This is a genomic window from Corynebacterium genitalium ATCC 33030, from assembly GCF_000143825.1.
Classification (GTDB): Bacteria; Actinomycetota; Actinomycetes; order Mycobacteriales; family Mycobacteriaceae; genus Corynebacterium; species Corynebacterium genitalium.
On record NZ_CM000961.1, the window covers coordinates 639,038 to 665,968 of the forward strand.

Consider the following 26,931-nt stretch of genomic DNA (forward strand, 5'->3'; position numbering starts at 1 on the left):
CTAAAGCTCCGGGAACTTCGCCCGCGCTTCGGCCCATAGACCCTCAAAGTCCTCGGCGGGCAGTCTTTCCGCCTCGAGTCCTTCGTACTGGTCGTAGGTGTCCGGGTGAGGGACGGTGTCGAGGGGTTCGTTGGCCTGCCCGGCGATCTTGCCGTCGATAAATGCGCCCATGATCACGTGGTCTGGGGTGAGCTCGATCATGCGCACCATGCGGCACTCGTGGTCGTTGAGCTCGGCAAGTTCAGCAACGTTGACCACGGATCCCGCGCCCAGGACGGTCAAGGTGGTGCGGACGTAGATCGCCATTATTCCCCGCCCGCCACGACAGTGTCGCCTTCTTGGCGGACGGGCGCGGGGGTCATACCCGATTGGGCCGGGCCCTCGACAGGCTCTCCGGTGGCGATGTCGAAGCTGGACCCGTGCGCCGGGCAGCGCACGGTATCGCCATTGACCTGCGAAATCGGGTTTCCCTGGTGCGGGCAGACCGTCGAATACGCGAGGAATTCGCCCTCCGTCGGCTGCGCGATGATGAGCTTATCGACGATCACAGCGCTCCCCACCGGAACCTGCGTCGCCGCGATCTCAGCCGTGGCGGGCTTGCCGCACGCGGCGAGGAACGCGCCCGCGACGGTAGTGGCGGAGCCGACGAGGAACAGACGGCGTGAGCAACGGGGGGTCTGGGAGTTCTCGGTCATGCCTTAACAGTAGCTGCCTTCATGGAGGCGACGTAGTCCTTCAGCTCGGCGCGGAGGCCATCCATGTCGGTGATGTGGACGGGTTCGTCGTGGTCGCCGCCCACCCACTCGTCAATGATCTTGGCGATGGCGGAGCCGGTGATGGCGCCGGCAGCACCCGCTGCGATCGCGTCGGACACGTGGTGCGGCTCGGAAATGCCGAAGCCCAGCAGGATCGGAGCGCCGCCATACATCGCCACGTTGTTGACCACGTCGGACAGACCGAGGGTCTGGGACTCCCGCTCGGTGCCGGTCACACCGTCGCGGGACGCGCCGTAGATATAACCGCGGGAATTCGCGGCGATGCCCTCGAGAACCTCCGGGGTTGCCCTCGCCGGGGCAATGAAGACCGGGTCAACACCAACCGTGGTCGCGGCGGCGACGAAGGGTGCGGATTCGCGGACGGGGACGTCGGGAAGCAAAATGGCGTCGGCGCCTGCCTCCTTGAACTCGCGGTAGAACTGCTCGTACCCGCGGACGTAGGCGACGTTGGAGTACATGAGCATGCTGATCGGCACGTCCGGGTAGCGGCGGCGGACCTCACGAAGCTGGTCGAGCGCCTTGGCCACGGTCGCGCCGGAGACAAGCGCGCGGTGGTGCGCGTTCTGGATCGTCGGGCCGTCGGCAACCGGGTCGGAGAAGGGAACGCCCAGCTCAAGTGCGTCGGCGCCGCCCTCGATGACGGCAGAGATGATGTCGATGGCATCTTCCGGGTTCGGGTCGCCGAGCATCACGAAGGGGACGAACGCGCCCTCGTTTTTCGCCTCGAGGTCAGCGAAGAGTTGTTCAAAACGCGACATGGTTATTTGCCCTCCGTGGCTGCATCGGTGGTGAAATCGGCAACGAGATCCGGGTTGTCTTCCAGGGTCTGCTGCACATGCGTGACATCCTTGTCGCCGCGGCCGGACAGGGAGACGAGGATGTCTGTGGGGGTGCGGGTGCTGGCGGCTTCGTCGGCGCGTCGTAAAGCGTAGGCGAGCGCGTGGGAAGACTCGAGCGCGGGAATGATGCCTTCCTTGCGGGAGAGGATCTGGAACGCCGCGACGGCCTCGTTGTCGGGAACGGCGATGTAGGACGCGCGGCCCGTCTGGGCGAGGTGCGAGTGCTGCGCGCCGACAGCCGGGTAGTCCAGGCCAGCGGAGATGGACAGGGAGTCGGTGATCTGGCCGTCCTCATCGCGCATGACGTAGGACTTGGAGCCGTGCAGGATGCCGATCGTGCCTGCGTTGATGGCCGCGCCATGGCGGCCGGTCTCCATGCCCTCGCCGCCAGGCTCAGCGCCGACGAGCTCGACGCCGTCTTCCTCAATGAAATCGGCGAACATGCCGATCGCGTTGGAACCGCCGCCGACACACGCCGTGACCACATCCGGCAGCTTGCCAGTGCGCTCGAGCATCTGCTGCTTCGCCTCCACCGAGATCACCTTGTGGAACTCGCGCACGATCGTCGGGAACGGGTGCGGGCCAGCAGCGGTGCCCAGCAAGTAGTGAGTGTTGTGGAACGTTGCGGTCCAGTCGCGCAGTGCCTCGTTGACCGCGTCCTTGAGCGTGCCAGAACCAGAGTCGACTCCGACGACCTCCGCTCCCATGAGACGCATACGCCACACATTCGGCGCCTGGCGCTCCATGTCCTTCGTGCCCATGTAGATGGTGCAGTCCAAATCCATGAGCGCGGCAGCCAGCGCGGTCGCGGTGCCGTGCTGACCGGCGCCCGTTTCGGCGATGACCCGGGTCTTCCCCATCTTCTTCGCCAGCAAGGTCTGCCCAATCACCTGGTTGGTCTTGTGAGCACCGCCGTGAACGAGGTCCTCGCGCTTGAGGAAGATGCGCGCATAGTCGTTGCCCGCGGTGAGGTTCTTCGCTTCCGTCAGCGGCGTCGGGCGGCCGAGGTAGTCGCGCAGCAGAGCGCGGTACTCGGTCATGAACTCCTCGTCGTTCCACGCGTCGACAAACGCCTGCTCCAGCTGGTCCAGCGCCGGGAGCAGCGATTCGGCGACGAACTGTCCGCCAAACTCACCGAAATACGCGGGTAGGAGTGTGCTCATGGGTGTTCCCTTTCGTATTGAGTCAAACTCAGTAATGGAAATTCCTGATTGTGGTGAACGCTTGACGGATCTTGCCCGCATCCTTCTTGCCGGACCACTCTACCCCGGAGTTCAGGTCGACCCCCGCGCAGCCCACAGCCAGCGCATCCTCGAGATTATCCAGGCCGATTCCGCCGGCGAGGAGCGAGCGAGACTTGATTCCTGCGGGGATCTGGCCCCAGTCGAAGGTGGTTCCGCTGCCACCGGCGCCAGCGTCAAGCACGAGCGCATCAAGCTTATCGACGATCCCTTGCGCCCACTCTGGGTTTCCATCCGTCATGGAGACAGCGCGCCAGATCTGAAGCTCCGGGTCAATTGAGTGGCATTCAGTACGGACGCGCTCGATCAGGTCGAGTTCTGCCTCGACACTCCCCTGGTAAGGCGCATGGATCTGCACGGCGTGGATGCCCGGAAAGACGAGTTCCGCCCAGTTCTCGGTACGGCGGCTCACGGCCACATAGTGCAGACCGGGTTCGTGGCAAATGATGTCTTCCGCTGTTTCACGTGAAACATTTCGCGGCGATGCTTCCTCGAAAATGAGGCCGCCGTAGACAGCGCCAGCCGCACGGGCAGCCTGGGCGGCCGACCACGAGGTAAGGCCGCAGACCTTATTGGGGCCGTACACGAGCATGCGGGCAGCCCAGTCAATGTCTGGTTCGCCCGTGAGCTGGGATCCTACGAGGAATCCGTCCGAGTGTCCACCGAGCTGGCGCACCGTCTCGACATTACGGATGCCCGACTCGGAGACGACGAGGGCACCTTCGGGCGCGAGCGGAGCCAGGCGGGCCGAGCGGCCAAGGTCAATCGAGAGATCGTGCAGGTTTCGGTGGTTAATGCCGAAGATTTTCGCACCGAGCTTGGTGGCGCGGGCAGCTTCCTCCTCATCGATGACTTCAGTGAGAACGTCAAGGTTGAGGCGATCTGCCTCAGCGTGGAGGCGGGCGTAGGTGTCGCCGTCTAGCACGCTGAGCATGAGCAGGATCGCGTCGGCGCCGAAATAGCGCGCGGCGTGGATCTGGCACTCGTCGATGATGAAGTCCTTGCACAGCACTGGCAGGTGCGTGGTCGAAGCGACGGTGGCCAAATGGTCGTAGTCTCCCCCGAACCGGTCTGGCTCGCACAGTACGGAAATACCCGCGGCGTAACGGGAGTAGATCGAGGCGATAGCACCCGGCTCGTAATGCGCGCGGATCGTACCGAGCGAGGGCGAGGACGCCTTGCACTCCATGATGAACTGAGCGCCCGGGCGGGCGAGCGAATCGTAAAGAGAGCGCTCGGAGCGGGGAAGGGAGGCGGGATCGACGTGAGCGATGCGGCCGCGAATATCGTCAAGGTGACGTTTTCTACCCTCTACAATCCCCTCGAGAACGGTCGGAAGACCGTCAGATTGGCTAGGATCGCGTTGTTGCAGGTCAGAGGGCATAGTTTGCACCTTCGTGGGTGGAGAGCCAGTCGCGGACGGTGCCGTCGTTAAGCAACTGCAGTGCGCGCTCGGTTCCTGCCTTGAAATCTGGGGCTTCCCCATAGAGGTAGAACATGGCGCCTGCGGTGGCGGCGACAGCGTCGCGGTGAGCATCGGGGGCAGTGCCGTCGAAGATCGCCCGGATCGCGGCAGCGTTCTCGTCACCGTTGCCGCCCTCGAGATCGGTGAGGGTGTAGGTGGGCAGGCCGAAGTCGGACGGTTCGACGGTGTAGTGCTCGATGTTGCCCTGGCGGTCGAGCTCCCAGATTTCGGTCGGTCCGTGGACGGCGATCTCATCTGTGCCGGAACCGTGGACGATCATGGCGCGGCCGCGGCCCAGCTCGCGCATCGTCTCCGCGATCGTCTGGCCGAGCGCAGGGTTAGCGATGCCCATGATCTGGTACTCCGGACGGCCGGGAGAGAGCAGCGGGCCGAGCGTGTTGAACAGCGTGGAAATGCCCAGCGACTTGCGCACCGGCTGGACGTGCGCGATCGCCGGGTTGTACGCAGGGGCGAACAGGAAGGTGAAGTTGGACGCTTCGAACTGGCGGACAGCGCGCTCCGGGTCGAGGTCGAGGGGGATGTTCAGCGCTTCGAGCGCGTCGGCCGAGCCGGACTTGGACGACACTGAACGGTTGCCGCACTTGATCATCTTGATGCCTCCGGCGGCGGCGACCAGAGAGGCGGCGGTGGAGATGTTGATGGTGTTCTTGCCGTCGCCACCCGTGCCGGCAGAGTCCATGAGTCCCTCCCCCGTGATCGGGAACGGACGGCCGGCCGCGAGGAAGGCCTTGGCGGCACCGGCAATGTCGGCGAACGTCTCGCCGCGGGTGCGCACCGCTGCCAGCAGCGCGGCAATGTGCACATCGTCGTAGTCGCCGACGGTCAACGGGGTGAAGACGGCGACAGCCTCCTCCAACGTCGGGTCCGTCTTATCGATGAAGGAGCGGAACGTCTCCAACGCCTTGTCACTAGCCATCATTGCCACCTTTCTTGGATTTGCCCAACAATTGTTTCACACACCGTTCCAGCAGGATCGGTCCACCGGGAGTAAGAATCGACTCGGGGTGGAACTGCAGCCCGATCGACATACCGTCCTCCGTCTCCGCCGCCATGACGACGTCGCCGACCTGTGTTTCCGTGCGCGCCAGGGCCACTAACCCATCCGGGATGTCCACTGAACCGAGGGAGTGATATCGCGCTACGGGGACGAGGCGGCCCTCTTCGAGGTGCTCGGGTCCGCCATCGATGACGAGACCGTCGAAAAGCGAACTCTGCAGCCCGTGATCTGTGAGCCGCATGGGAATGGACACACCGTGGACGGGTCCGCACGACGAGACGGTGCCGCCGAAGTGCTCGATGAGTGCCTGGTAGCCGAGGCAAATGCCGAGAATCGGGATGCGTCCTAGTGCGCGTTCGATGAGCTCCATCATGCACCCAGCGTCGGCCGGGTAGCCGGGGCCGGGCGAGAGGATGATGACGTCCGGGTCGGCGCCCAACACCGCGTCGACGGACACGGTGTTGCGGAAGACCGTTGCGTCGAAGCCGGAGAGCGCGTCGACCAGGTTGTAGACGAAGGAGTCCTGATTATCCAGGAGAACGAGCTTGCTCATCGGATGACCTCCAATCGGGCGTTCTGCGCGAGACCAATCGAGTTGAGGACGGCATAGGCCTTGTGGAGCGTCTCATCGGCTTCGGCCTGAGGGTTCGAGTCGCGGACGACGCCAGCACCGGCTTGGACGGTGGCAACCCCGTCTCGGACGTAGGCAGAGCGGATGACGATGCAGGTGTCGAACTCCCCGTCCCCACGCAGGTACCCGACAGCGCCACCGTAGGACCCGCGGCGGGAGCCCTCGATCTCGCGGATCAGCTCGGTCGCGCGAAGCTTCGGCGCACCGGTGAGTGTTCCCATGTTCATGGACGCGCGGTACGCATCGAGCGCGTCGAGGTCCTGCGCGAGAGTCGCCGTTACACGTGAAACAAGGTGCATCACGCGCGAGTAGCGGTCCACTTGCAACAGCTCGCGGACGCGGCGGGTGCCGGGCTCAGCTACGCGGGCCATGTCGTTGCGGGCCAGGTCGACGAGCATGGTGTGCTCGGCGATCTCCTTTGCGTCGGTACGCAGCTCAAGCTCCATGCGCGTGTCCAGCTCGTGGGTTGCCCCGCGCGGCCGCGTGCCCGCGATCGGGTAGAGCTGCACCTCGCGCGTCGCGGCCGAGAACTTCAGGTTGGACTCGGGCGAGGCGCCGAAGAGTTCGTACGGCTCGCGGTTGCGGTCGAAGCCGCGCACGTAAAACATGTACGGCGACGGGTTCGTCTCGCGCAGGCACTGATACGCAGCGAACGCGTCCGGGCACTTCGCCGTGAACGCGCGAGCCGGCACGACCTGATAGATGTCGCCGTTGTAGATATTGTCCTTCAGCTTGTCCACATCGCGGCGGAATTCCGCGTCATCCAAGCTCGTCGTCACCGTGAGCGTTTTCTCTTCACCGGCGATCTTGGATCTCTCGGTGGAGGCGGCGCGGATCAGCTCTTCGTACTTCCGCAGTTGCTTATCGACGTCCCCCATCCCCGTCAGCTTCGCCGTCTGATTCCTGTGGTCAATCGTGAGGACAATCTCCGCGAGAATGAACTGGAAATCGGGGTAGGTGTTCGTGCTCTCCCCTACCTCAGGCACTGTCTCGAACGTGGCCAGGTAGTCGAAGGCGAACCCGCCAACGAGCATCGACTCCGGGTGTTGTGTCAGCGCGCGCAGAACCTCGACGGTGCTGGGGGCGGTGAGACGCTCGCGCTCGTCGTCAGCTGACGACGGCGGGAACGTGAACGTGTTGTCCCCGCTAGCAAACTCCGCCAACTGTTCGCCCAGGTCGGCGGCGATCCTCTCCCCTTCCGGGCTCAGCGGTTCCACCACGACGTTGTAGTCGTTACACGTGACGCGCATTGAAGCCGCGAGCACCGCCATCGACTGCAACCCCGACTTCGTGGTGATGTCGGCGCTCTCCAGCAGCACCGTGTCTGACAGTTCGGTGCCGCCGATGTGCTGGAAGAGGACGGAGGCGTCCTCGTGGTACCGGACGTCAATGTGCGTCACGCGTGGAGGGGATGTGCTCATGGGGGTGTTTCTGACTCTCTGTGGTGGTTGTGCTGGATACAAAAAGGCCCGCTGCGCTTGGAGGGTCAAGCTTGCGGGCCGAGAGGGGTGACTGACTACGGCGCGCAGCTATGCGCGCCACCACCACTGATTCTGGGCGTTGAAGGAAGTCACAAGATTCAGGCTAAGGCAGGGGCGGGCCGGCTGCAACTGATTTAGGAATATTGCTCGTTTCGGAACGATGTTTCGGAAAACCGGTGTATTCGGACGCATTAGTCTCGCACAGCGCCAGATTCCGACAGATATTTCCGAATTGGTACTGCGGGGTATATGCTTGCCGCTAGAACACCGAGTTTCGGAAGGATTGGAAGGCCATAAAGACTTCCCTTGACGACGAGCTCTCCCTCCTCCTCGCCATCGGTAACGATCTCCCCGGTGACGTTCAAGTTGTTTCACGTGAAACAGCGCCGTCTGTTGCCCCGCCCCTTCTGCGCGGGAACTTGGAGGAACTCGATTTCCGGGCGGCGATGACGGAGGTCGATGGTCAAGGTAGCGGCACTAGGACGACTTCGCGGATTCTATCGGCCTTCCGCTCAAGGCGGCGCACAGCGCCAACCAGATAGCTCTAAAAGCAGCGGCTGAAATCGATTTGTCTGCACTGCCGTTAACGGGATCGCCGCTCAACGGTGCGCTCCGCGAGCTTGAGTCGCGGGAGTGGAACTCGTCTAATTCTCGTCGGCTTGCTTAGCGGCATTGCGCAGTGCGTCGAGGTTGACGTTCGGGGTGGGTTCGGGCTCGGGGGTTTGGGTGCGGGCTTCGTCGACAAGTTGGGCTGTACGCGCGCCCTGATTGCCGCCGACGGCAACCGCAACCACCGCGGCGATGATCAACAGAACCGGAGCGGCCCACAGCCACCCGTGCGCGATGAACGAGAACGCGGCCCCGAAGGCGAGTGTCACACCGGCGAGAATGAAAAACGGGCCCACGACTTTGTGCGCGGTGTCCCAGACCTCTTCATCCTTGCGGACCTCTGGCACGCGCAGCCCGACGATCGAGTTGCCGGGCAGGCGGCCCGCTGTCGCCAGTACTCCGGGAATGAGGAGGGCGAGGGCCGCGATGATGAGCAGAATTCCGATGATTACGCCAGCTGACATGCTTGCATAGTTTACCGGGACGCGATTTTTCTCGTGGTCCGGGTGGTGGAGAATGAAGGCATGAACACAAAGTCGATCACGAGGTCGCTGCTGTTCTGGATTGTCGTGGCCATCGTGGCCGGCATCGCCTGCAGCTTCTTCTTTCCCGAATGGGTCGCCCGCATTTTTGTCACCTTCAACGGGCTTTTCTCCAACTTCCTGGGCTTCTTCGTTCCAGTGCTGATCTTCGCGCTGATCACGCCCGCGATCGCTAGCCTCGGCCAAGGCGCCGGTAAGTGGCTCGGCATCACGGCCGGTATCGCGTACAGCTCCACGGTGATCTCAGGGCTTACTGCCTGGGGGGTCTCCGCTGTCCTGTACCCGTGGCTGCTGGGCGGCCAGTCGTTGCAGACCGATATTGAAGACGTTGATGAAGGCGCCCTCTCCCCCTTCTTCGAGGTGGAGATCGATCCTCCGTTCGCAGTGATGACCGCTCTGGTCCTGTCGTTCTGCGTGGGCTTGGCTATGACTGCGGTGAAGTCCGACACTCTCTACTCCTTCACCAAGGATCTTGAGCGCGTGATCATGAAGGTGGTCACGTCCTTTGTCATTCCGCTGCTGCCGGTCTTCATCTTCGGCATGTTCTTGAACTTGGGCATGAACGAGAACATGGCCTCCACCATGGCGGCCTTCGGCAAGGTGCTGGTGCTGTCCGTCATCATGACCGTCATCTTGCTGGTACTCCAGTACTTGATCGCCGGAGCCGTCGCGGGCGTCAATCCGTTCACCGCTCTGCGCAACATGCTGCCCGCGTACTTCACCGCCCTGGGTACTTCCTCGTCTGCGGCGACTATTCCGATCACGCTGAAATCCACGTTGAACAACAAAGTCGATGAGAACGTCGCCGGTTTCGTCGTGCCGCTGTGCGCGACGATCCACCTGTCCGGGTCGATGATGAAGATCGCGCTCTACGCCTTCGCCGTCATCTACATGGCGGGAATGGATGTCAACCCGGGCCTCTATCTCGGCTTCATCCTCCTGCTGGGCGTCATGATGATCGCTGCGCCGGGCGTCCCGGGTGGCGCCATCATGGCCGCCACTGGCTTGCTCGCCTCCATGCTCGGTTTCGACGAGAACATGGTCGGCCTCATGATCGCGGCTTACATTGTCATCGACTCCTTCGGTACAGCCGCGAACGTCACCGGCGACGGCGCCATTGCCCTCGTGGTCGATCGCTTCGCCAAGGGCCAGTTTGAGTCCAGGGATGAAGAGGTCAAAGAGCTCGCCTAGCCCTCCCCCGCCTTGAGGCCGATGTTTCACGTGAAACGTCGGCCTTTTTCATTTTCGGATTACGATGCAGTCATGGCCATATCAAAGCGCGCCGCCGTCGCTACCGCAGTTGCGCTCCTTCTGGGTGCTGCAGGTGCAGCATTCGGCTTTTCGACGGTCGACGTACCCACCCAATCCGACGCCGCTGTTTCCGTCGGTGAGTCCTCAAGCACGACCCCGGGCGTTTCTTCGTCCGGATTCTCGTCTGCTGGAAGTTCATCGAGATTCTAAAGCACACTTGTCACAAGAACCTTGGAAGAAAAATGGCCAGCCAAACCGACGTCCGCCTTGTCACCACCACATTCATTTGCAGACCGGAGGATGTCGATTCCGCGTTCCAGCGCTACCGGGAGAGGGTTGAGGGGTTGGGTGAGAGCGTCGTCACGCATTCGCTCGCACCGCGCCGATGCGCCGACGCTGACCGCGCGTTCGAGCTGTGGAACTTGCGCACTGAGGCCGCGTACGAGGGCGAGCGCGACCCGGAGAGCATGGACCTCTACCAGCTGCGCACGATTGTGCGCGTTGATCCAGCAATTGACGACGACGAAGAGCTCTCGGAGCAGCTGGCCAACCATTTCTTCCTCAGTGATCTTGAGGATAATGACCCCTACCCCAGCACCCTTGATGGGTTCGAGCCGCTGAAACTGCGCCATGCGCCGGCCGACGGGATGCGCGTGGCCAACGTGTACTTCTTGTCGCGGTCCGACAACGAGCCTCGAGTGGCCGCGTTGTACCAAGGTGCGATCGAGCGACTCGACCCAGCCGCTCACACACGGTTGGAGCCCTTCGACGTTCTGTCCAACCCTGGCGTCATCGGCCCGCTGTGGATCCGCGATGCTGCGCTCAACGTCTCCGGGGATGGCGACGGTTGGTTCTCCCCGGGCAAAGATGCGTGGGTGGGACACATCTTCACGAGCGCGCCTGACGACGCTATCAACGCCGCTCTCCAGGAAAGCTTGGGCACCAACGCGATTCTCGCGCGGGTGGATATTCGCCCGTTCTAAGACTGTCCCCCTGACCAGCGTTCATTGACAATCGATTCGAACATGCAAGCGAACGAATAGGTTCTTTCGAGCGGTGTTGTTGGGTCCGTATGCAAGTATGTTCGCATACACGTTGAACGCACCTGCAGGGGGGGAACCATGGCTGCACGAACGAGACCTGAACCGTATTTCCTGACCGAGAAACCCGATGATGACGTCGCGCTGGCCGGAGCGGAAGCGCGGGCCGCTCAACTCAAGATCTTCAAGCAGTATTGCTTTGACCCGTCTGAAGTCGAGGGTGGAGAGATCCTCGGCAACCGTGACCACGACCGTGAGACGTCTCGTCTAAGCCAACTGGCCGGGATCAACAAGCGGGCGGCGGAAGAAGGGATCTACGCGTATCAGACGCTGCGCCGCTTGCCCCGTCTACGAGAGATGCAACTCGCAACGGCGCGGTTGGATCTGGACCGCTTATCCGCTGTAGCCGCCGCGATCGGATGCTTGGGGCCCGATGCCCCGGCCGAGGCGTACGAAGCCTTCGACGATGCACTTGTGGAGATGTTCACGCCCGTCAAGACGCGGCAAGCGTTGCCGGCGCGCAACACGATCACGTTGCGGCTGAACAAGATGATCGGTGACTTCGACACCGAGGCCGCATTCGACCTGGCGAAGAAAAAGAACCGAAAGCGCACCACGCCGGGCGCTCCTCAGATCGACTTCGGGCCGGGGGCAGCTGGGTCCGATGAAGCATGGATGACGCTCTCCGCTGACAATGCCTCCATTGCAGCACTCCGCTCCAACATAAATGAAGCAGCGCGAAAAGAGAAGGTCACCCAAGCGGAGGCCGCAATCAAGCTGCTCACCGGTGACATCACCCCAGCCGCGACAGCGACGATCTACGCGTACACGCCAAAAGGTGCTGATGGCGGCGTGGACGAGTCCTCGGCCTCCTTTATTCCGGGGTTCGGGTACACGGGGGCGTCGGGAAGCGCCATGCTTCATCTTTTGGCCGAAAAGTTCGGCACAACCGTGATCGACCTCGACGCAGCAGCCACGAAAGTCGTGGCGGGCCATGATGCACCGGCGGATATGGCTGCGTTTGTCCGCGGGCGCGACGGAACCTGCATCTTCCCGGGATGCACACGGCCCGCGACGAACTGCCAGCTTGACCACCGGATCCCCTCGGACGAAGGCGGCCCCACCACCGCGAGCAATCTCTTCTGTCTGTGCCAACATCACCACAACTGCAAAACCGATCGCGGCGCCTTCTATGTCCAAGACGCACTGACTGGAGAAATCATCTGGTTGTACGACGACGGGACCTACCAGCGCATCGACCCCGACTCCATTACCGGGGCGAACCTCACCCCCACCAACCCGCGGTGGCGCCGCACGCTCGACGACGTAGAACGGTTGAGGAAGAAGGCGACCCACTTTCACGCAAAAAGTCACACCATTCTTGACGGTTACGAAAATAAGGTGGTGGCGTATGACCCCTATCTCGGTGCGGAGCGGGAAGCTGCGTGGTCCGCATACCGCCAGTGCCAAGCGGATTTGGAGAAGTTGGCGGCCCAGTATGACCTGAAGTTCCCGTTCGATCCCGTGCCGCCGAGGTGGATCCCAGATGATGAACTTGATGCACCTGAACCGGAGGCCTACACGATGCCTGAAGAGACGGAGGCCGCCTATTAGACTGACTAACCATGACTAGCGCGACTGGACCGGCGTTCCGCTACACAGCGGGCCTTGCCAACGACATTGAACAAAAGTGGCAAAAATACTGGATCGACAACGGGACGTTCAACGCCCCGAACCCAGTCGGCCCCCTCGCTGACGGTGGCGAACTTCCCGCCGACAAGCTCAACGTCCAGGACATGTTCCCCTACCCCTCCGGTGCCGGTCTACACGTCGGCCACCCGCTGGGGTACATCGCCACGGACGTGTTCGCTCGCTATAACCGCATGCTGGGCAAGAACGTCCTGCACACCCTGGGCTACGATTCCTTCGGGCTGCCCGCGGAGCAGTACGCCATTCAGACAGGCACGCACCCGCGCACGACCACGATGGCGAATATCGAGAACATGACCCGCCAGCTGGACGCGCTGGGTCTCGGCCACGATCGCCGCCGCTCCGTCGCCACGACCGATCCAGAGTTCTACCGCTGGACGCAGTGGATCTTCTTGCAGATCTTCAATTCATGGTTCGACGAGGATCAGCAGAAGGCACGCCCCATCGCGGAGCTTATCGACGAACTGACCTCCGGCAAGCGCACCACGAAGGATGGGCGTGACTACAACGGGCTGGATGACGTCGAAAAGCAAAAGGCAGTAGATGAGTTCCGCCTGGTGTACCTGTCTGATTCGATGGTGAACTGGTGCCCCGGCTTGGGAACGGTGCTGGCGAACGAAGAGGTCACGGCCGAGGGTCGGTCGGAGCGCGGCAACTACCCGGTGTTCCGTAAGCGCCTGCGCCAGTGGATGATGCGCATCACCGCGTATTCGGACCGCCTGCTCGATGACCTTGAGCTGTTGGATTGGCCCGACAAGGTCAAGGCGATGCAGCGCAACTGGGTCGGTCGTTCGCGCGGTGCGGAGGTCGCGTTCCAGTCTGAGGCTGGCCCGCTGGAGGTGTTCACCACCCGCCCCGACACGCTGTTCGGTGCGACGTATATGGTGCTCGCGCCCGAGCATGAGCTTGTCGACGCACTGACGGCCGATTCCTACCCCGCAAACGTGGACTCCCGCTGGACGTACGGAGAGCAAACCCCTGCAGAGGCTGTCGCAGCGTACAAGCGCGCGATCGCGGCGAAGTCCGACGTGGAGCGACAGGAGAACAAGGAGAAGACGGGTGTCTTCCTTGGTTCCTATGCCGTGAACCCGGTCAACGGCGAGCAGGTGCCGGTGTTCATCGCGGATTACGTTCTCACCGGTTACGGCACCGGCGCCATCATGGCGGTGCCGGCCCACGATGAACGCGACTATGAATTCGCCACCGTCTTCGGCCTGCCGATCATCCCAGTTCTCGAGGGCGGCAATATCGAGGAGGCCGCGTTCACCGAGGACGGCCCGCACATCAACTCCGCCAATGAGTCCGGTCTGGACCTCAACGGCTTGGGCAAGACGGAGTCGATTGAGAAGGCGATTGACTGGTTGGTTGAGCAGGGCTCTGGTGTTGAGCGCATCCAGTACAAGCTGCGCGACTGGCTCTTCGCTCGTCAGCGCTACTGGGGTGAGCCGTTCCCGATCGTGTACGACGACAATGGTGTCGCGCACGCGCTGCCGGAGTCGATGCTGCCGGTCGAGCTTCCGGACGTGGAGGATTACAACCCGGTCTCCTTCGATCCGGATGACGCTGATTCGGAGCCTTCTCCCCCACTGGCGAAGGCGACCGAGTGGGTCGAGGTCGAGCTCGATCTTGGGAATGGCCCTCAGAAGTACACTCGCGACACGAACGTCATGCCGCAGTGGGCGGGGTCGTCCTGGTACCAGCTGCGCTACATCGACCCGACGAACGATGAGGCGCTGTGCGACATCGAGAACGAGCGCTACTGGGCCGGACCGCAGCCGTCCAAGCACGGTGAGAATGATCCGGGTGGTGTGGACCTCTACGTCGGCGGTGTTGAGCACGCCGTGTTGCACCTGCTGTACTCGCGTTTCTGGCACAAGGTGCTCTACGACCTGGGCCACGTGACCTCCAAGGAGCCGTACCGCCGCCTGTACAACCAGGGCTACATCCAGGCCTACGCCTACACGGATTCACGTGGCGTGTACGTGCCGGCTGCTGAGGTTGAGGAGAAGGACGGAAAGTTCTTCTACCAGGGCGAAGAGGTCAAGCAGGAGTACGGCAAGATGGGCAAGTCCCTCAAGAATGCCGTGGCTCCCGATGAGATCGCGCGCGATTTCGGTGCCGATACGCTGCGTGTTTATGAGATGTCGATGGGTCCGCTGGACACCTCCCGCCCGTGGGCGACGAAGGATGTCGTAGGTTCGCACCGCTTCCTGCAGCGCCTGTGGCGACTCGTGGTCGATGAAGAGACCGGTGAGGTCGATGTCTTCGATGAGCCCATGACCGACGAAGACGCGAAACAGCTCAACCGCACGATCGCCGGTGTCCGCGACGACTACGCGAACCTGCGCGACAACACGGTCGTGGCGAAGCTCATCGAGTACGTCAACTACCTGACCAAGGCGCGCGAGAAATCCGGTGCGAATGTTTCACGTGAAACGGTGGAGCCGCTCGTGCAGATGGTCTCCCCGCTCGCGCCGCACATCGCCGAAGAGCTGTGGGCGCGTCTCGGCCACTCCGGCACGATCACGTTCGAGTCCTTCCCCACATTCGACGAGAGCTTGCTGACCGACGACACCGTCGAGATCCCCGTCCAGATCAACGGCAAGGTCCGCGCGCGTGTCGACGTCCCCACCGACGCCTCCAAGGACGACATCGAGGCGATCGCGGTTGCGGACGAGCGCGTCGCATCGCTTATCGACGGCAAGAACGTGGTCAAAACCATCGTCGTCCCAGGACGAATGGTCAACCTCGTGGTGAAATGACGGTGACAAGCCGCCGGGCAGCGGCCGGAGCGCTCGCAGCGTATTCGGGCGTGGTCATTGCGTTGACCATGCTCAAGGCGTTCTTTCGGATTGGGTACCTCTGGGATCCCGCGAACCAGATGCGGAGGGGCGTCTCGCTTGTCCCCTTCTCGGACCTGGTTGAGGCGAAATCGTGGTTCGGGCCGCTCTTCGGATACGGAGGCAATATCGCGTTCTTCGTCCCGGTTGGCGTGCTCGCATTCATTCTTTTTGAACGTGCACGCCGACCGGTGCTCACCGCGACTCTCTTCGGTGCCGGGTTCAGCCTGCTCATCGAGGTGTCGCAGTACGTTTTCGGGCTAGGGTACTCCGATATTGATGACTTCCTCATGAACACCCTCGGCGCGTTCATCGGCGCGAAGATCGCCCAGTGGTTCGGCCCACGGCTGCACAAGGTCTGGATCGGTCTCGCGTACGGTGTCGTTTTCCTGTTCATCTCCCTCGTCCTCGCCGGTGAGAGCTTTGGAGATCCGGAGAAAATTAAGCAGGTTTGATGGATTCAGGTACGAGCACATCGACTCTTTTCGTTTTCATTGACGAGTCGGGGGATATGCAGTTCGGCCCTAAGGCTTCGCAGCATTTCGTGTTGTCCGCGGTATGCCTGCGTGATCCGGTCTACACCGCGTCTGTCATGCAGCGATTGAAGTATGACCTGATGGCTGAGGGAAGCGAAGATCTAGAATTCCACGCGACGGAGAACACTAAAGGGACAAGGAAGCGGGTCGTCGATACGATTTGTGGGCTTGACGGTCTACGGGTCCACACTGTGTGGATCAATAAGGCTTTTGCTGCTCCTAATCTTCAGAATGAGATCGAGTTATTTCGCCTCTTCGGCGCAGCTATGGGGCGCTGGGTGGGCAAAGCCTTAGTGGATGACGGGGATCAGCAAGTAATCATGATCTTCGATTCGGTGCTCACGGGTAAGAAACGCAACGCATTCTTGAAGAAAATCAAGCCGATCCTGGGCGAACTTGGGGTGAAGTACAGGGTGCTTTTCCACCCAGTCAAGCAGGATCTGAACGGGCAGATCGCGGACTACTTCTCCTGGGCTGCATACCGAACGTTAGAGCGTCAGGATTCTGCCACGGAAGATCGCCTTAAAGAGGCCGTCCACTGGGATGACTTCAATCTATTCCAGAAGGGAGACCGCGTGTACTGGCGGAGACCCACAAAGTAGCGACCACCCCGCCTACCGTCCAAGACGGAGAGCCGAGGGGCTCTTCTTAGCGGGGTGGAACCTTTGTGATCAGTTTAACTCGCCTTTAGGCCCGAGTCCATGCTGATTTAGATCTTCACAACGGTACGGCCGTGGCGGGCGTTACCCTCCAACAGGTCAGCACCAGCCTGGATAGCGCCTTCGAGATCAACGGTCTCGGTGTAGGTGGCCAGCTTGTCGGTGTCGAGGGACTCCGCAAGCAGGTTCCAGGCTTCCTCGCGGTGCTCGGATGGGGAGTCAACGGAGTTGATGCCGACAAGGTTCACTCCGCGGAGAATGAACGGCATGACCGTCGTCTCCAGGTCCGCGCCGGCTGCCAGGCCGCAGGCAGTGACAACGCCGCCCCACTTGGTCTGAGCGAGAACATTGGCCAACGGTGTGGACCCGACAGAGTCGATCGCACCCGCAAAGCGTGCCTTCTGCAGAGGTTTGCCCTGCTCAGAGAGCTCAAAGCGGTCGATGATGTCAGCGGCGCCGAGGCCGCGGAGGTAATCGCCGTACTCGTCGACACGCCCGGTAGCCGCGACGACCTCGTGTCCGCGTGAGGCTAGGAGCTGAATGGCGATGGAGCCAACACCGCCGGTCGCCCCCGTGACAAGGACCGGGCCGGACGGGTTGTTGTGGGCGGAGAAACGCTCGTAGGCCACAACGGACAGCGCGGCGGTGTAGCCGGCGGTGCCGATGGCGGCGGCGGTCCACGCGTCGAAACGCTCAGGCACGCGGGTGATCTTGTCGGCGTCGATACGCAGCTGCTCGGTGTAGCCGCCGTTGCGCTTCTCGCCAATGCCCCAGCCGTTGACGGTGACCAGGGAGCCGTCGTCAAGCGTGCCCACTGCGTCGATGCCCGGAACGATGGGTAGCTCGCGCACGATGGCTTTGTCGCCCGCGAGCGCCATGCCGTCCTTGTAATTGACGGAAGAGTGGGACACGGTGAGCAGCGTGTCGCCCTCCCCTGCATGCTCGGGGGTGGTGTCGACGATTTCGGGGCCATTGTCAGTAATGAGAAGAGTGCTCATGCGCCCCAGGGTAGCCCTACACTGGACACCATGAGCGAGAAGAACCCGGACCAGCGCGGATGGTTCACGCGCACCGTGTTTCCCGACGGGGACGAGCCTGATCCGCGCTTCACGCTGGCCAACGAGCGAACATTCCTGGCCTGGACCCGCACGGCGCTCGCATTCCTCGCGGGCGGTATCGCTCTGGAGGCCTTCGCGCTACCGGGAATTGACGAGGAGTGGCGCCAGATCGCGGCCATCGTGCTCATTCTCGTCGGATTGCTCATCGCGCTGGGCTCCGCGGTGCGTTGGGTCCACTTGGAGCGGGCGCTGCGCCACAAGAAACCGTTGCCGGCGCCTGCGGTGGTTCCGCTGCTCGGAGTCGGCATCGCGTTGGCCAGCTTGGTCGTGCTGATCGGGCTGTTCTGATGGCCCCTTCCCCCATCCCCGTCGCAGACGAAGGGCTCCAACCCGAACGCACAGCGATGTCGTGGACCCGCACGGCGTTGGCCATGGCAGTCTGCTCGCTCACCCTTTTACGCTGGTCGCGGCCGTATTCCGCGCTCGTGTTCGGAGCTATGGGGCTGCTCGCCCTCCTGGCTATGGCCATCATCGTGCGCAACCGCGCCGAGTATCGTGCGGAGGCCGAGGGATTGAGCCACGAGCGTATCGACGCCAACGTGTTCGGCGTCCTCACCATCACCCTAGGAATGACTGTGCTCGGCGGGCTGGGCCTACACCTAGTGGTACAGGCTTAGTCCTTCTCGTCCCGCTCGTCGCTGTCGGTGTCCTCGTCTGGCTCTTCCGTCAGTTCGCTCGCCTGGTCGGCGAAGAACTCCGACATGGCGGCAATGAGGGTGGGGTTGCGCTCCGGATTGGGGTCTAAGTCGAGGATCTGCTGCAGGTCAGGGCGGGACTGCACGAAGGAATCGAACCCCTCGATGATCTCAGGGGCGCGGGGGTCATCCATGAGCTCATCGTCGTTGGTGAGGAAGAGGTTCTCCGCGGTGTATGCGATGCGCTCAGCGACGGAGGGGTGATGGGCGTGCGAGAGACGTTCGACCAAGCGCTCCGGACTCATCACCGGCATGAAGCTCAGGAGCAGGGGTGATACCTTCAGGTCCGGTTCGAGACCGGCGGCGAGCCGGAGAGCCTCGGTGTGGAAGGCCGACATCATGTCCGGGCTGCCGCAGGCTTCGAGGACGTCGGGGCCTAATGCGTCGACAAGCATGGGCGAGGGCATGTCGACGTCGGTGGTGCCCAGCACATCGATGCTGACCGCCCAGGTCGCGGCTGGGTCATAGAAGTACGTCATGCCGTCGATGTCGGCGACGGTGAGGGTGTGCTCGCTCAGTTCCCCGTCGGTCGGTTCATCGGTGTAAAGGGTGCGGGAGCCACCGTCCTCGCTGGCGAAGAAATGGTCGGACGTGCCGCTGAAGCCGAATGCCGCATCAATGAGCGCGGCCATGCCGGAAAGGTCAATAGCGTCCTCGACGTTCAGGACGCGCGTGATTTCGGGGCGCGAACCCTGTACCGTCATGGACAGCGTGACAATCATTGGGGATCCCCACCAAGCAAGATAGCCAGCGCAGATTCATCGGAATCGTTGACGATGTGGAGCGTCTTCACGCCGTCCTGGGTGCAACCAATCGTGGATGGTTCCAAAGGAATGTTCTCGAGTACAAGGCCGTCCGACAGAGCAAGGACAGCGTGCTCGAACTCGGGAGTAACCATGAACACGAATTCAGCACCCGGGTAGATGCGTAGTTCAGCGCCGACCGCGGGGTAGGCGGTCTCGACGGGGCTGTTTTGTCCGAAAAGCGAGCCGACGAAGACGCGCGCTTCACCCGCAGACTTGCCGGAGAAGCTCAGTAGTGTGAACGGTTCAGGGACGAAGCTGTCGAAACGGCGCGGGGCACGCTCATCCTCGGGCAGTGCTAGTGCGAGCTGGATGCCGCGGCGGGTGAAGTCCTGCGCGCCGGAGAACAAAGCTCCGTTGTCCCCCGAACCCTCGCCTGAAAAAAGCCAGGTGAAGGTCTGGTTGTTGGCCTTTCCCGGGCGGGACACTCGCCACGGCCCGATGGCAAGCGGCAGGGAGCGCACCTCGACCTCGGCGGCGTTGTCGTATTCCTTGCTCGTCATGCAGTTCAGGGTACCTGTGTTAGCGCAGGATCGGGCGAGCTCGCAAACTGAGTTCAGCCATCGCGAGCGCGCCGAGCACAGCGGTGATCAGAAGGGTGCCCGGGAAGAACCCGGCATCCACTGGGATGGCACCCATGGCCGAACCGCTGGCAATGCCCACTTGGAACGTGACCACGTAGATAGACGATGCACGGTTCTGATTGTCCTCCCCCGCATAGAGGAAGATTGTCGTCGCTGCAGTAGGCAACCCACCGCCAGCAGTACCGAGAAAAACGACGACGAGGAGGGCGGGGATGAGGGCGAGGGCGGGGGAAGCACTGATCAGCCCCAGGGCGAGTGCACCGAGAATGCCCGCGACGACAATGAGACCCGAAAAGATGAAGTTCATGCGGATCATGCGGCGGTCGGAGCGGCGGCCCGCAGAAAGAACACCGACGATGCCGAAGAGGCCGTAACCGGCGAGCCCGAGCGCCACGAAGGTCTCGCCGATCGTGCGCTCGACGAACAGGCCCAGGTAGGTGTAGGAGCAGAACAGCGCCGTGATCACCAGCGTTAAATAGAGCACGAGGGCAGGTAGCGCAGATTTCTGGTTGGCTTCCCCGCTTTTGCCTGCGGGCGGGATGGCGGGCATGGACGGCAGGAAGAACAACAGCGCCGCGAACGAGCCTGCGACAAGCACTCCGAGCAGCCAGGTAGCGTTGCGCCACCCGATCGCACCGCCGACGAGAGTGGTCAGCGGCGAGCCCATGACCAGTGCCATCGTCGAACCCAGCGACACAACGCCTATCGCGCGGCCGGTCATCCCCTTCGGTGCGAGCCGGGCCGCCATGGGGTTGACGAGAGACCAGAACAACCCGTGCGTGAAGGCAGCGCACACGCGCCCGGCGACAAGCATCCAATAGTTCGCCGCGGTGGCCTGCAGCGCGATGCCGGCGAGCAGACAGATCAGCGTGGCCATGAACACTGGTTTTCTGTCCAGTTTGCGGGTGATTTCCATGAGCGGAATGGTGACCACCGCGACGAGACCCGCGTACACAGTCATGAGCAGCCCGATTTGGCCCTCGGTGACCCCTAGGTCCTCCGCCATCGGGCTGATGAGGCCGACGGCGAACATCTCGAAGGTGACGTACACGAAGGCAGCGAAGCCCATCGTCGACAGCGGAAGCACGGGAAATTGTTGTTGCACAGGGCCACGCTAAACCTCTCCCATAAATTTCGCAGTTCAATGTTTTCAGCCCCACACTTGGTGGTAGAACGTTAAACATGCCGATTCAGCCGCCAGACTGGGAGTCGCGCCACACAGGCCAGTCGTACCCCACGATCACACAGTACGACCGGAAGCACCTGTCGATTCTGGTGCTGTTCATCTTCCTCTGCGGCATCCTGGTCATGGCTGTGAAGAAGCTTCCCGGCTCAGTGGTGAAGGCCTCTCGCAAGGTGGCCTCCGCCATCATGCTGCTGATCTCCACGGCGTACTTCGTGTGGGTGCTCAGTCCGTCACGCATCGTGTGGGACGAGACAGCTCCGTTCCATGTCACCGACCTGCTGCGCTACATCACGCCGCTGGCCTTGGGGACCGAAAACCCGACAGCAACAGCGCTGTCATACTACTGGGGTTTCTTCCTCAACCCGATGGCCATCTTCTTCCCGGACATGGCGTACGTGCAGGACAACTGGCGCCTGCAAGAGCTCGGCTACTGGTACTTCCACCTCGCGGCGACAATCGTGCCCGTCGTGCTCACCTTCGGGCTGGGCTACCGGCCGTCATGGAAGGACTGGCGGGTGGTTTCGGGCATCACCATGGCGTGGGCAGGCGTCTCCGGCGTGGTGAACAAGCTCACCGGCGGCAACTACTTCTTCAGTGCCGGCCACCCGCGCGGCTGGTCCCCGCTGCACTGGTTCGGCCCATGGCCCTGGTACCTGCTCATATGCGTACCCGGTGTACCGGTCGTCTTCTCGCTTATGACCATCGCCTGGCCCGGTAACCGGCGGGAACTCCTTGTAGCACGTTGAGGTTCGCAGTCGCGGCGGGTATTGCCTGCGCAATTTTCGACGCATGCGTCGGCCCCGCCCCGTATTCCGTCTGCGCCGAGATCCACGCCGCCACCGCGTGAACAGTGACCGATTGGTAGATGCCGTACATCCCGTCGCGCGCCATCCGTGCACCCATCAGCCCGGCCAGCACGTCACCTGATCCAGGTGTGGCCGCCCACGAGGTTCCGCAGTCCACAACGATGGCGTGGTCCTGATCCGGGTTGGCGACGATGGTGCTCCTCCCCTTTCGCACAACAGCGCAGTTCAACGTTGTTGCAAGAGCTTTGGTCTCGGTGAGCCGGTCAGCGGGTGCGATTCCGAGCGCGTCCCGCAGCCGCTCGAACTCTCCGTCGTGCGGGGTGAGCACTGTTTCTGCCTCTCTCTGTTCCAGCAGGTCGCGTAGTTCTGGGTCGCGGGTCAGGAGGGTGAGGCCGTCGGCGTCGATAAGCAACGGCTCCTCACGTCCGAGAAGCAGCGCGAGCTCGCTGCTGGCCGCGGAATCTGTGCCAACACCCGGGCCGAACACCCACGCCTGCACGCGCCCGGCGTCTTCGAGCTTGTGCGTGACGACGACCTCCGGCAGCGCCCGCACCACCTCCAACGCCTGAGGCCCGGCGTAACGAACCATCGCCGGTGTCGCATTGACAGCGCCAATAGTGGCGAGGATCGCCGCGCCGGGATATGTATCGCTGCCAGCGCGGATGCCCACGACTCCGCCGCTGTACTTATCGTCCGCCGGGCGGGGCTCCGTGTCCGGTTCATTGTCGGGGCGGAGCGGATCGAGCGCGTCAGGGACGGGCAGCTCGGAGGACACAGCACGGAAGAGGAGGGTGTCGCTCTCCCAAACGCGAAGTTCATCGGCGATCGTGCGGCCGTCATGAATGTGCGGGTGGGCGAGCAGCTGGACGCCGCACTCCGGGGCGAGACCGTGCGCGCGGCGCCATCCGCCGAACGTGACTGTCGCGTCGGCGATGACGTGGACCTCGCCCTTCTCTCCGCTGTCCGCATCAATGCCCGAGGGCACGTCGACGGCCAAAACGTGGGCGTACCAGTCGGTGAGGTGGTCGAGCACCTGCTTGACCTCCTCCCCCAGGCTGCCCGCGCCACCGAGGCCAGTGAGCCCGTCGATGGCGAGGCGGTAGTTCTGCTCCTGCATCGGGGCACTGTCAAGGACGGTGCCGCCGGCGTTGCGGAAGGCCTCCAAGGCAGGTTCGTGGGCGCTCCCCCACGCCAGCCATGCATCTACTGTGTGGCCGGCAAGTGCCAGTTCAGCACCGGCGTAGAGAGCGTCCCCGCCGTTGCCGCCCTTGCCCACCAAGAGCAAAATGCGGGGGTTCTCGCGGTAGTGTTCCAAGAAGTCCGGCCAGGTCAGCATGGTTTCTGCCGCCAGGAAGACGGCGTGGGCCGCCGATTTCATGAGTTCGTCGGGTTCGCGTTGCGCGTCGAGCAGCGGGCGCTCTGCCGCGCGGATCTGTTCGGCTGTGTAAGCGTGCAGCATGCACCCCAGCGTAGGTGCGTTACGTGTCTTGCGCGTCGAGTGGAGAAAACCAACGCAGGCCCTGAAAGCGAGCAAAGTCGCTATCGAAAGAGCAGATGGAGGTGCCGTGCTCGATAGCGAGAGCGGCAAGATGAGCATCGGTGACAAGGGTCCCACGGGCGTCACTGTCGACGGTGAGGGTGCGCAGGATACTCGCGTGCTGCGGACCAGGTTGGGGCACCCAGGAGTTCGGGTGTTTCAACCAGTTCTCGATGTAGTCACTCGCGCGAGAAGGTGTGAGCGGCATAGCGAACAGTGCAGGGTTCGTGGTGATCCTTTGAAACGCCAGCAAGCAAATCCACGGGAAGCCGACCCGTTCAGTGCCGCGCAGAGCACCATCAAGCCATGACGAGGCTTCAGCGAAATGCGTCGCGTTCTCATCAGACGCGTAGATAAGCACGTTTGCGTCGATGATCATTGCACGCGCCGGCCGAGTCTTTCGCGATCTTCCAGATCCAAGATCTCACTAACTTTGATGCACTCGACCTTCATTCCCATCGGCTGCGACATGGGGATATAGTCCACTGCACTATCTCTTCGGGGCAATCCGGCGCGTGCAAGATCATTGACCGCTTCACCCACGCTGGTGCCTTTCTCAGCTGCAATAGCGCGGGCGGCGGTGTACACCTCTTCATCGAGCCGGATCGTGAGCCTCATGAAACCGACGCTAGCACCAGTGGTGACGCAGTTCAAGACCGGTTTCTAAGTTACTGGCAGCCCGGGCACCAGTAGAGTTTCCGGCCCTCGCTCACCTTCATCTCGATCGGTGTGCCGCAGATGTAGCACGGGTCGCCCGCCCGGCGGTAGACGTAGACCTCTCCGCCATGGTCGTCCTTGCGCGGGTCGCGCCCCATGGTCTCCGGGGTGTGGTCGGGGCGGACGGTGTCGATGCGCCCGTTGTCGACACCGTAGGCCATGAGCTCTACAAGATCGGTCCAGATCGCGTCGAACTGAGCGCGGCTCAGTAGTGTCCCGGGGACCGTCGGATCGATGCCTTGCCGGAAGAGCACCTCCGCGCGGTAGATATTGCCCACACCGGCGAAGAGCTTCTGGTCCATCAGAAGCGAACCGATGGAGCGCTTCGATCGGTGGATTTTCGCGTAGAGCGCGTCCGGAGGGGTCGCCTCCACAATCGGATCGAAGCCAGACCGGGCGATGATCGCGTCGACCTCATCGTCGGTGAGCAGCTTGCAGAACTGCGGTCCGCGCAGGTTAGCGGCAATCGTACCGTTGGAGATGTGGAGACGGATCTGGCCCCAGTTGTCCTCGGCGGGCTCGAAACGCAACGAGCCGATCAGGCCCAGGTGAATGTAGACCACGTGCTCGACGTGGGGCGCGTCGAAGTCGACGAACAGGTGCTTGCCGTGGGCGGTGGCGCGGGTGAGACGTGAGCCGTCGATAAGCGATGCTTGCGTGAAGCGCCCCTGCGGACTGGTCACCTCCACCGGGGCGCTGCGGAAATTCGCGTTGAGTTCGCGGGCGAGACGGTGGAGAACGTGACCTTCGGGCATTGAGCGGAGTTTACTCGGGCTCCACCGGGTTCTCCGAAACGACGACGCCGTCTGAGTCCGCGTAGACGTACTGGCCGGGGATGAAGTCGATGCCGCCCAGGCGGAGCACGATGTTCTCCTCGCCGATGCCGTCCTTGTTGGACTTACGCGGGTTGGTGCCCAGAGCCTTGCAGCCGAACTCCATCTTGGCCACCTCCGCGGAGTCGCGGATCGGGCCGTTGATGATCACGCCGGCCCAGCCGTTGTTCACGCCAGCCTCAGCGATCATGTCGCCCATCAGAGCAGTGTGCATCGACGCGTGACCGTCCACCACGAGGACCTTGCCCTCGCCGGGAGAGTTCAGCGTCTTCTTGACCAAGCCGTTGTCTTGGAAGCAGGAAATCGTGTGGATCTCACCGCAGAACTCGATCCTCCCGCCGAAGTTGCGGAACTGGATGTCGCAGCTGCGCACATCCTTGTTGTGGATGTCGGCGATGTCAGCGGTGGCAATGAACTGGATGCTCGAGTCAGTCATGGCGGGATGCTCCTTCGGGTTTGGTGGGTTCTGGTTTACGAGTTTACGCGGTGTCATCCTGCAAAAGATGACAAACCCGCACTGCGCAGCGGCAGTGCGGGTTTAGTCCGTTCAAGCATTCAGCTTAGAACTGGCCCTCCTCGGTGGAGCCCTTCAGGGCGGTGGTGGAGGAGTTCGGGTCGACCGTGGTGGCAACGCGGTCGAAGTAGCCGGCACCGACCTCGCGCTGGTGTTTCACAGCGGTGAAGCCGCGGTCGGATGCTGCCTGGAACTCGCGGTTCTGCAGGTCGACGAAGGCCGGCATGCCCTCGCGAGCGTAGCCGTAGGCCAGGTCGAACATGGAGTAGTTGAGGGCGTGGAAGCCAGCCAGCGTGATGAACTGGAAGGTGAAGCCCATCTTGCCCAGCTCCTTCTGGAACTTGGCGATCTCTTCCTCGTCCAGGTGGGAGGACCAGTTGAAGGACGGGGAGCAGTTGTAGGCCAGCAGCTGGTCCGGGAACTCCTCGTGGACGCCGTCAGCGAACTTCTTCGCCAGCTCGAGGTCCGGAGTGCCGGTCTCCATCCAGATCAGGTCAGCGTACGGAGCGTAGGACTTTGCGCGCGCGATGCAGGGCTCAACGCCGTTCTGGACGTAGTAGTAGCCCTCAGCGGAACGCTCGCCGGTGAGGAACTTCGCGTCGCGCTCGTCGACGTCGGAGGTCAGCAGGGTTGCAGCCTCAGCGTCGGTGCGGCCGATGACAACAGTCGGGACGTTGAGAACGTCTGCAGCCAAGCGAGCGGAGGACAGAGTGCGGATGTGCTGCTGGGTCGGGATGAGGACCTTGCCGCCCAGGTGGCCGCACTTCTTCTCGGAAGCGAGCTGGTCTTCCCAGTGGGTACCAGCGGCACCAGCCTGGATCATTGCGCGCTGCAGCTCGTAAACGTTCAGTGCGCCACCGAAGCCAGCCTCACCGTCAGCGACGATCGGGACGAGCCAGTTGTCCACGGAGGTGTCGCCCTCGACGCGGGAGATCTGGTCAGCGCGGGTCAGGGCGTTGTTAATGCGGCGGACAACGTTCGGCACGGAGTTAGCCGGGTACAGGGACTGGTCCGGGTAGGTGTTGCCGGAGAGGTTGGCGTCACCTGCGACCTGCCAGCCGGAGAGGTACACAGCCTGCAGGCCTGCACGGACCTGCTGAACGGCCTGGTTACCGGTCAGGGCACCCAGGGCGTGGATGTAGGAGCCGTCGCCCTTGGTGATGCCGTCCCAAAGGATCTCAGCACCGCGGCGAGCGAGGGTCTGCTCCTCGACGACGTTGCCCTGCAGGTCAGCAACCTGCTGTGCGGTGTAGTCGCGGGTGATGCCCTTCCAGCGGGGGTTCTCGTCCCAATCCTTCTGGATTTCCTCAGCGGTACGAGCCTGTCCTGTGGTGGTCATATACCTGTCCCCTTTCTATGGGATCTGTTGTTTGAAGCCGCTCACCCAGCGAAAGTGAAGTGAGCCACGCTGTTGGCGTTCAACGACTAGTATCACCATCCGCTCACTAGTCCGTCAATACGGGGCGTGGTTTGCGTTGGTTAGCGGCGTGGCTCGGGGGT

29 protein-coding genes are annotated in these 26,931 nt (G+C 62.6%); 10 read left to right on the forward strand and 19 right to left on the reverse strand.

Annotated elements, in window-relative coordinates; all coding sequences use genetic code 11:
- From HMPREF0291_RS03040 to HMPREF0291_RS03080, 9 genes are all read right to left on the reverse strand, one after another.
- The gene (locus HMPREF0291_RS03040; protein ID WP_005287756.1) at positions 1-306 is read right to left on the reverse strand and encodes a hypothetical protein; all 306 of its coding nucleotides are present in this window, start codon (positions 304-306) and stop codon (positions 1-3) included.
- Positions 306-695, reverse strand: a complete 390-nt coding sequence (locus tag HMPREF0291_RS03045; protein WP_005287758.1) for a Rieske (2Fe-2S) protein — start codon at positions 693-695, stop codon at positions 306-308. The genes HMPREF0291_RS03040 and HMPREF0291_RS03045 overlap by 1 nt, the downstream gene beginning before the upstream one ends.
- Complete coding sequence (gene trpA, locus HMPREF0291_RS03050) at positions 692-1,534, reverse strand: tryptophan synthase subunit alpha (protein WP_005287761.1); 843 nt, start codon at positions 1,532-1,534, stop codon at positions 692-694. The genes HMPREF0291_RS03045 and trpA overlap by 4 nt, the downstream gene beginning before the upstream one ends.
- A gap of 2 nt (positions 1,535-1,536) precedes the next feature.
- The gene (trpB, locus tag HMPREF0291_RS03055) at positions 1,537-2,778 is read right to left on the reverse strand and encodes a tryptophan synthase subunit beta (protein WP_005287764.1); all 1,242 of its coding nucleotides are present in this window, start codon (positions 2,776-2,778) and stop codon (positions 1,537-1,539) included.
- 28 nt (positions 2,779-2,806) lie between these two features.
- Positions 2,807-4,240 carry a bifunctional indole-3-glycerol-phosphate synthase TrpC/phosphoribosylanthranilate isomerase TrpF gene (gene trpCF, locus HMPREF0291_RS03060; RefSeq protein WP_005287768.1) on the reverse strand — a complete coding sequence of 478 codons (1,434 nt, stop codon included), beginning with the start codon at positions 4,238-4,240 and terminating at the stop codon, positions 2,807-2,809.
- Positions 4,230-5,258, reverse strand: a complete 1,029-nt coding sequence (gene trpD / locus HMPREF0291_RS03065; RefSeq protein WP_040423451.1) for an anthranilate phosphoribosyltransferase — start codon at positions 5,256-5,258, stop codon at positions 4,230-4,232. Before trpD ends, trpCF begins: the two co-directional genes overlap by 11 nt.
- Positions 5,251-5,892, reverse strand: a complete 642-nt coding sequence (locus tag HMPREF0291_RS03070) for an anthranilate synthase component II (RefSeq protein WP_005287776.1) — start codon at positions 5,890-5,892, stop codon at positions 5,251-5,253. The genes trpD and HMPREF0291_RS03070 overlap by 8 nt, the downstream gene beginning before the upstream one ends.
- On the reverse strand, positions 5,889-7,391 hold the full coding sequence (locus tag HMPREF0291_RS03075) for an anthranilate synthase component 1 (protein WP_005287779.1): 1,503 nt from the start codon (positions 7,389-7,391) through the stop codon (positions 5,889-5,891). The genes HMPREF0291_RS03070 and HMPREF0291_RS03075 overlap by 4 nt, the downstream gene beginning before the upstream one ends.
- A 704-nt stretch (positions 7,392-8,095) precedes the next feature.
- Positions 8,096-8,524 (reverse strand): SdpI family protein, encoded by a 429-nt coding sequence (locus HMPREF0291_RS03080; protein WP_005287782.1) that lies wholly within the window; start codon positions 8,522-8,524, stop codon positions 8,096-8,098.
- 60 nt (positions 8,525-8,584) lie between these two features.
- On the opposite strand from HMPREF0291_RS03080, the gene HMPREF0291_RS03085 reads away from it, so the two are divergent.
- The 7 genes from HMPREF0291_RS03085 (at position 8,585) to HMPREF0291_RS03110 (ending at position 16,581) form a co-directional block, all read left to right on the forward strand.
- Entirely contained in the window at positions 8,585-9,793 is a 1,209-nt protein-coding gene (locus HMPREF0291_RS03085) for a dicarboxylate/amino acid:cation symporter (RefSeq protein ID WP_005287785.1), read from the forward strand.
- Positions 9,794-9,865: 72 nt separating this feature from the next.
- The gene (locus HMPREF0291_RS11725; protein ID WP_156774793.1) at positions 9,866-10,063 is read left to right on the forward strand and encodes a hypothetical protein; all 198 of its coding nucleotides are present in this window, start codon (positions 9,866-9,868) and stop codon (positions 10,061-10,063) included.
- Positions 10,064-10,095: 32 nt separating this feature from the next.
- Positions 10,096-10,836, forward strand: coding sequence for a hypothetical protein (locus HMPREF0291_RS03090; RefSeq protein WP_005287788.1), 741 nt, complete (start codon positions 10,096-10,098; stop codon positions 10,834-10,836).
- A 138-nt stretch (positions 10,837-10,974) separates the two neighbouring features.
- Complete coding sequence (locus HMPREF0291_RS03095; protein WP_005287791.1) at positions 10,975-12,507, forward strand: HNH endonuclease signature motif containing protein; 1,533 nt, start codon at positions 10,975-10,977, stop codon at positions 12,505-12,507.
- An 11-nt stretch (positions 12,508-12,518) separates the two neighbouring features.
- Positions 12,519-15,365, forward strand: coding sequence for a leucine--tRNA ligase (gene leuS, locus HMPREF0291_RS03100; protein ID WP_005287795.1), 2,847 nt, complete (start codon positions 12,519-12,521; stop codon positions 15,363-15,365).
- Positions 15,362-15,898: a VanZ family protein gene (locus HMPREF0291_RS03105; protein WP_005287799.1), complete on the forward strand. Its 537-nt coding sequence runs from the start codon at positions 15,362-15,364 to the stop codon at positions 15,896-15,898. Before leuS ends, HMPREF0291_RS03105 begins: the two co-directional genes overlap by 4 nt.
- Positions 15,898-16,581, forward strand: a complete 684-nt coding sequence (locus tag HMPREF0291_RS03110) for a DUF3800 domain-containing protein (RefSeq protein ID WP_005287803.1) — start codon at positions 15,898-15,900, stop codon at positions 16,579-16,581. The genes HMPREF0291_RS03105 and HMPREF0291_RS03110 overlap by 1 nt, the downstream gene beginning before the upstream one ends.
- Before the next feature lie 107 nt (positions 16,582-16,688).
- Here HMPREF0291_RS03110 and HMPREF0291_RS03115 read toward each other — a convergent pair whose 3' ends face one another.
- The gene (locus tag HMPREF0291_RS03115; RefSeq protein WP_005287805.1) at positions 16,689-17,636 is read right to left on the reverse strand and encodes an acrylyl-CoA reductase family protein; all 948 of its coding nucleotides are present in this window, start codon (positions 17,634-17,636) and stop codon (positions 16,689-16,691) included.
- Between the two features lie 30 nt (positions 17,637-17,666).
- Here HMPREF0291_RS03115 and HMPREF0291_RS03120 point away from each other — a divergent pair, with 30 nt between their 5' ends.
- A complete protein-coding gene (locus HMPREF0291_RS03120; RefSeq protein WP_005287807.1) occupies positions 17,667-18,044 on the forward strand; it encodes a YidH family protein in 378 nt (125 codons plus the stop codon).
- Positions 18,044-18,373 carry a DUF202 domain-containing protein gene (locus HMPREF0291_RS03125; RefSeq protein WP_005287809.1) on the forward strand — a complete coding sequence of 110 codons (330 nt, stop codon included), beginning with the start codon at positions 18,044-18,046 and terminating at the stop codon, positions 18,371-18,373. Before HMPREF0291_RS03120 ends, HMPREF0291_RS03125 begins: the two co-directional genes overlap by 1 nt.
- Here HMPREF0291_RS03125 and HMPREF0291_RS03130 read toward each other — a convergent pair.
- Genes HMPREF0291_RS03130 through HMPREF0291_RS03140 form a run of 3 tightly spaced genes read right to left on the reverse strand, consistent with a single transcriptional unit; the run spans position 18,370 to position 20,907 of the window.
- Positions 18,370-19,173, reverse strand: coding sequence for an IS1096 element passenger TnpR family protein (locus HMPREF0291_RS03130; RefSeq protein ID WP_005287812.1), 804 nt, complete (start codon positions 19,171-19,173; stop codon positions 18,370-18,372). The genes HMPREF0291_RS03125 and HMPREF0291_RS03130 overlap by 4 nt on opposite strands.
- Positions 19,170-19,757, reverse strand: a complete 588-nt coding sequence (locus HMPREF0291_RS03135; protein WP_005287815.1) for a pirin family protein — start codon at positions 19,755-19,757, stop codon at positions 19,170-19,172. The genes HMPREF0291_RS03130 and HMPREF0291_RS03135 overlap by 4 nt, the downstream gene beginning before the upstream one ends.
- Positions 19,758-19,776: 19 nt before the next feature.
- Positions 19,777-20,907 (reverse strand): MFS transporter, encoded by a 1,131-nt coding sequence (locus tag HMPREF0291_RS03140; RefSeq protein ID WP_050748857.1) that lies wholly within the window; start codon positions 20,905-20,907, stop codon positions 19,777-19,779.
- A gap of 113 nt (positions 20,908-21,020) precedes the next feature.
- On the opposite strand from HMPREF0291_RS03140, the gene HMPREF0291_RS03145 reads away from it, so the two are divergent.
- Positions 21,021-21,770: a YwaF family protein gene (locus HMPREF0291_RS03145; protein WP_005287821.1), complete on the forward strand. Its 750-nt coding sequence runs from the start codon at positions 21,021-21,023 to the stop codon at positions 21,768-21,770.
- On the opposite strand, the gene HMPREF0291_RS03150 is transcribed toward HMPREF0291_RS03145, so the two are convergent.
- The 6 genes from HMPREF0291_RS03150 to aceA all read right to left on the reverse strand — a co-directional run bounded on the left by HMPREF0291_RS03150 (position 21,718) and on the right by aceA (position 26,770).
- Positions 21,718-23,289 (reverse strand): bifunctional ADP-dependent NAD(P)H-hydrate dehydratase/NAD(P)H-hydrate epimerase, encoded by a 1,572-nt coding sequence (locus tag HMPREF0291_RS03150; RefSeq protein ID WP_005287823.1) that lies wholly within the window; start codon positions 23,287-23,289, stop codon positions 21,718-21,720. The two genes, HMPREF0291_RS03145 and HMPREF0291_RS03150, sit on opposite strands and share 53 nt — an antisense overlap.
- A 19-nt stretch (positions 23,290-23,308) precedes the next feature.
- The gene (locus HMPREF0291_RS03155) at positions 23,309-23,746 is read right to left on the reverse strand and encodes a type II toxin-antitoxin system VapC family toxin (RefSeq protein WP_005287826.1); all 438 of its coding nucleotides are present in this window, start codon (positions 23,744-23,746) and stop codon (positions 23,309-23,311) included.
- Entirely contained in the window at positions 23,743-23,985 is a 243-nt protein-coding gene (locus HMPREF0291_RS03160; protein ID WP_005287833.1) for a hypothetical protein, read from the reverse strand. Before HMPREF0291_RS03160 ends, HMPREF0291_RS03155 begins: the two co-directional genes overlap by 4 nt.
- A 50-nt stretch (positions 23,986-24,035) precedes the next feature.
- Positions 24,036-24,839, reverse strand: coding sequence for an Fpg/Nei family DNA glycosylase (locus HMPREF0291_RS03165; RefSeq protein ID WP_005287836.1), 804 nt, complete (start codon positions 24,837-24,839; stop codon positions 24,036-24,038).
- A gap of 10 nt (positions 24,840-24,849) precedes the next feature.
- On the reverse strand, positions 24,850-25,353 hold the full coding sequence (gene rraA / locus HMPREF0291_RS03170; protein WP_005287838.1) for a ribonuclease E activity regulator RraA: 504 nt from the start codon (positions 25,351-25,353) through the stop codon (positions 24,850-24,852).
- Between the two features lie 124 nt (positions 25,354-25,477).
- Positions 25,478-26,770: an isocitrate lyase gene (gene aceA, locus HMPREF0291_RS03175; RefSeq protein WP_005287840.1), complete on the reverse strand. Its 1,293-nt coding sequence runs from the start codon at positions 26,768-26,770 to the stop codon at positions 25,478-25,480.
- Positions 26,771-26,931 lie beyond the last annotated feature (161 nt).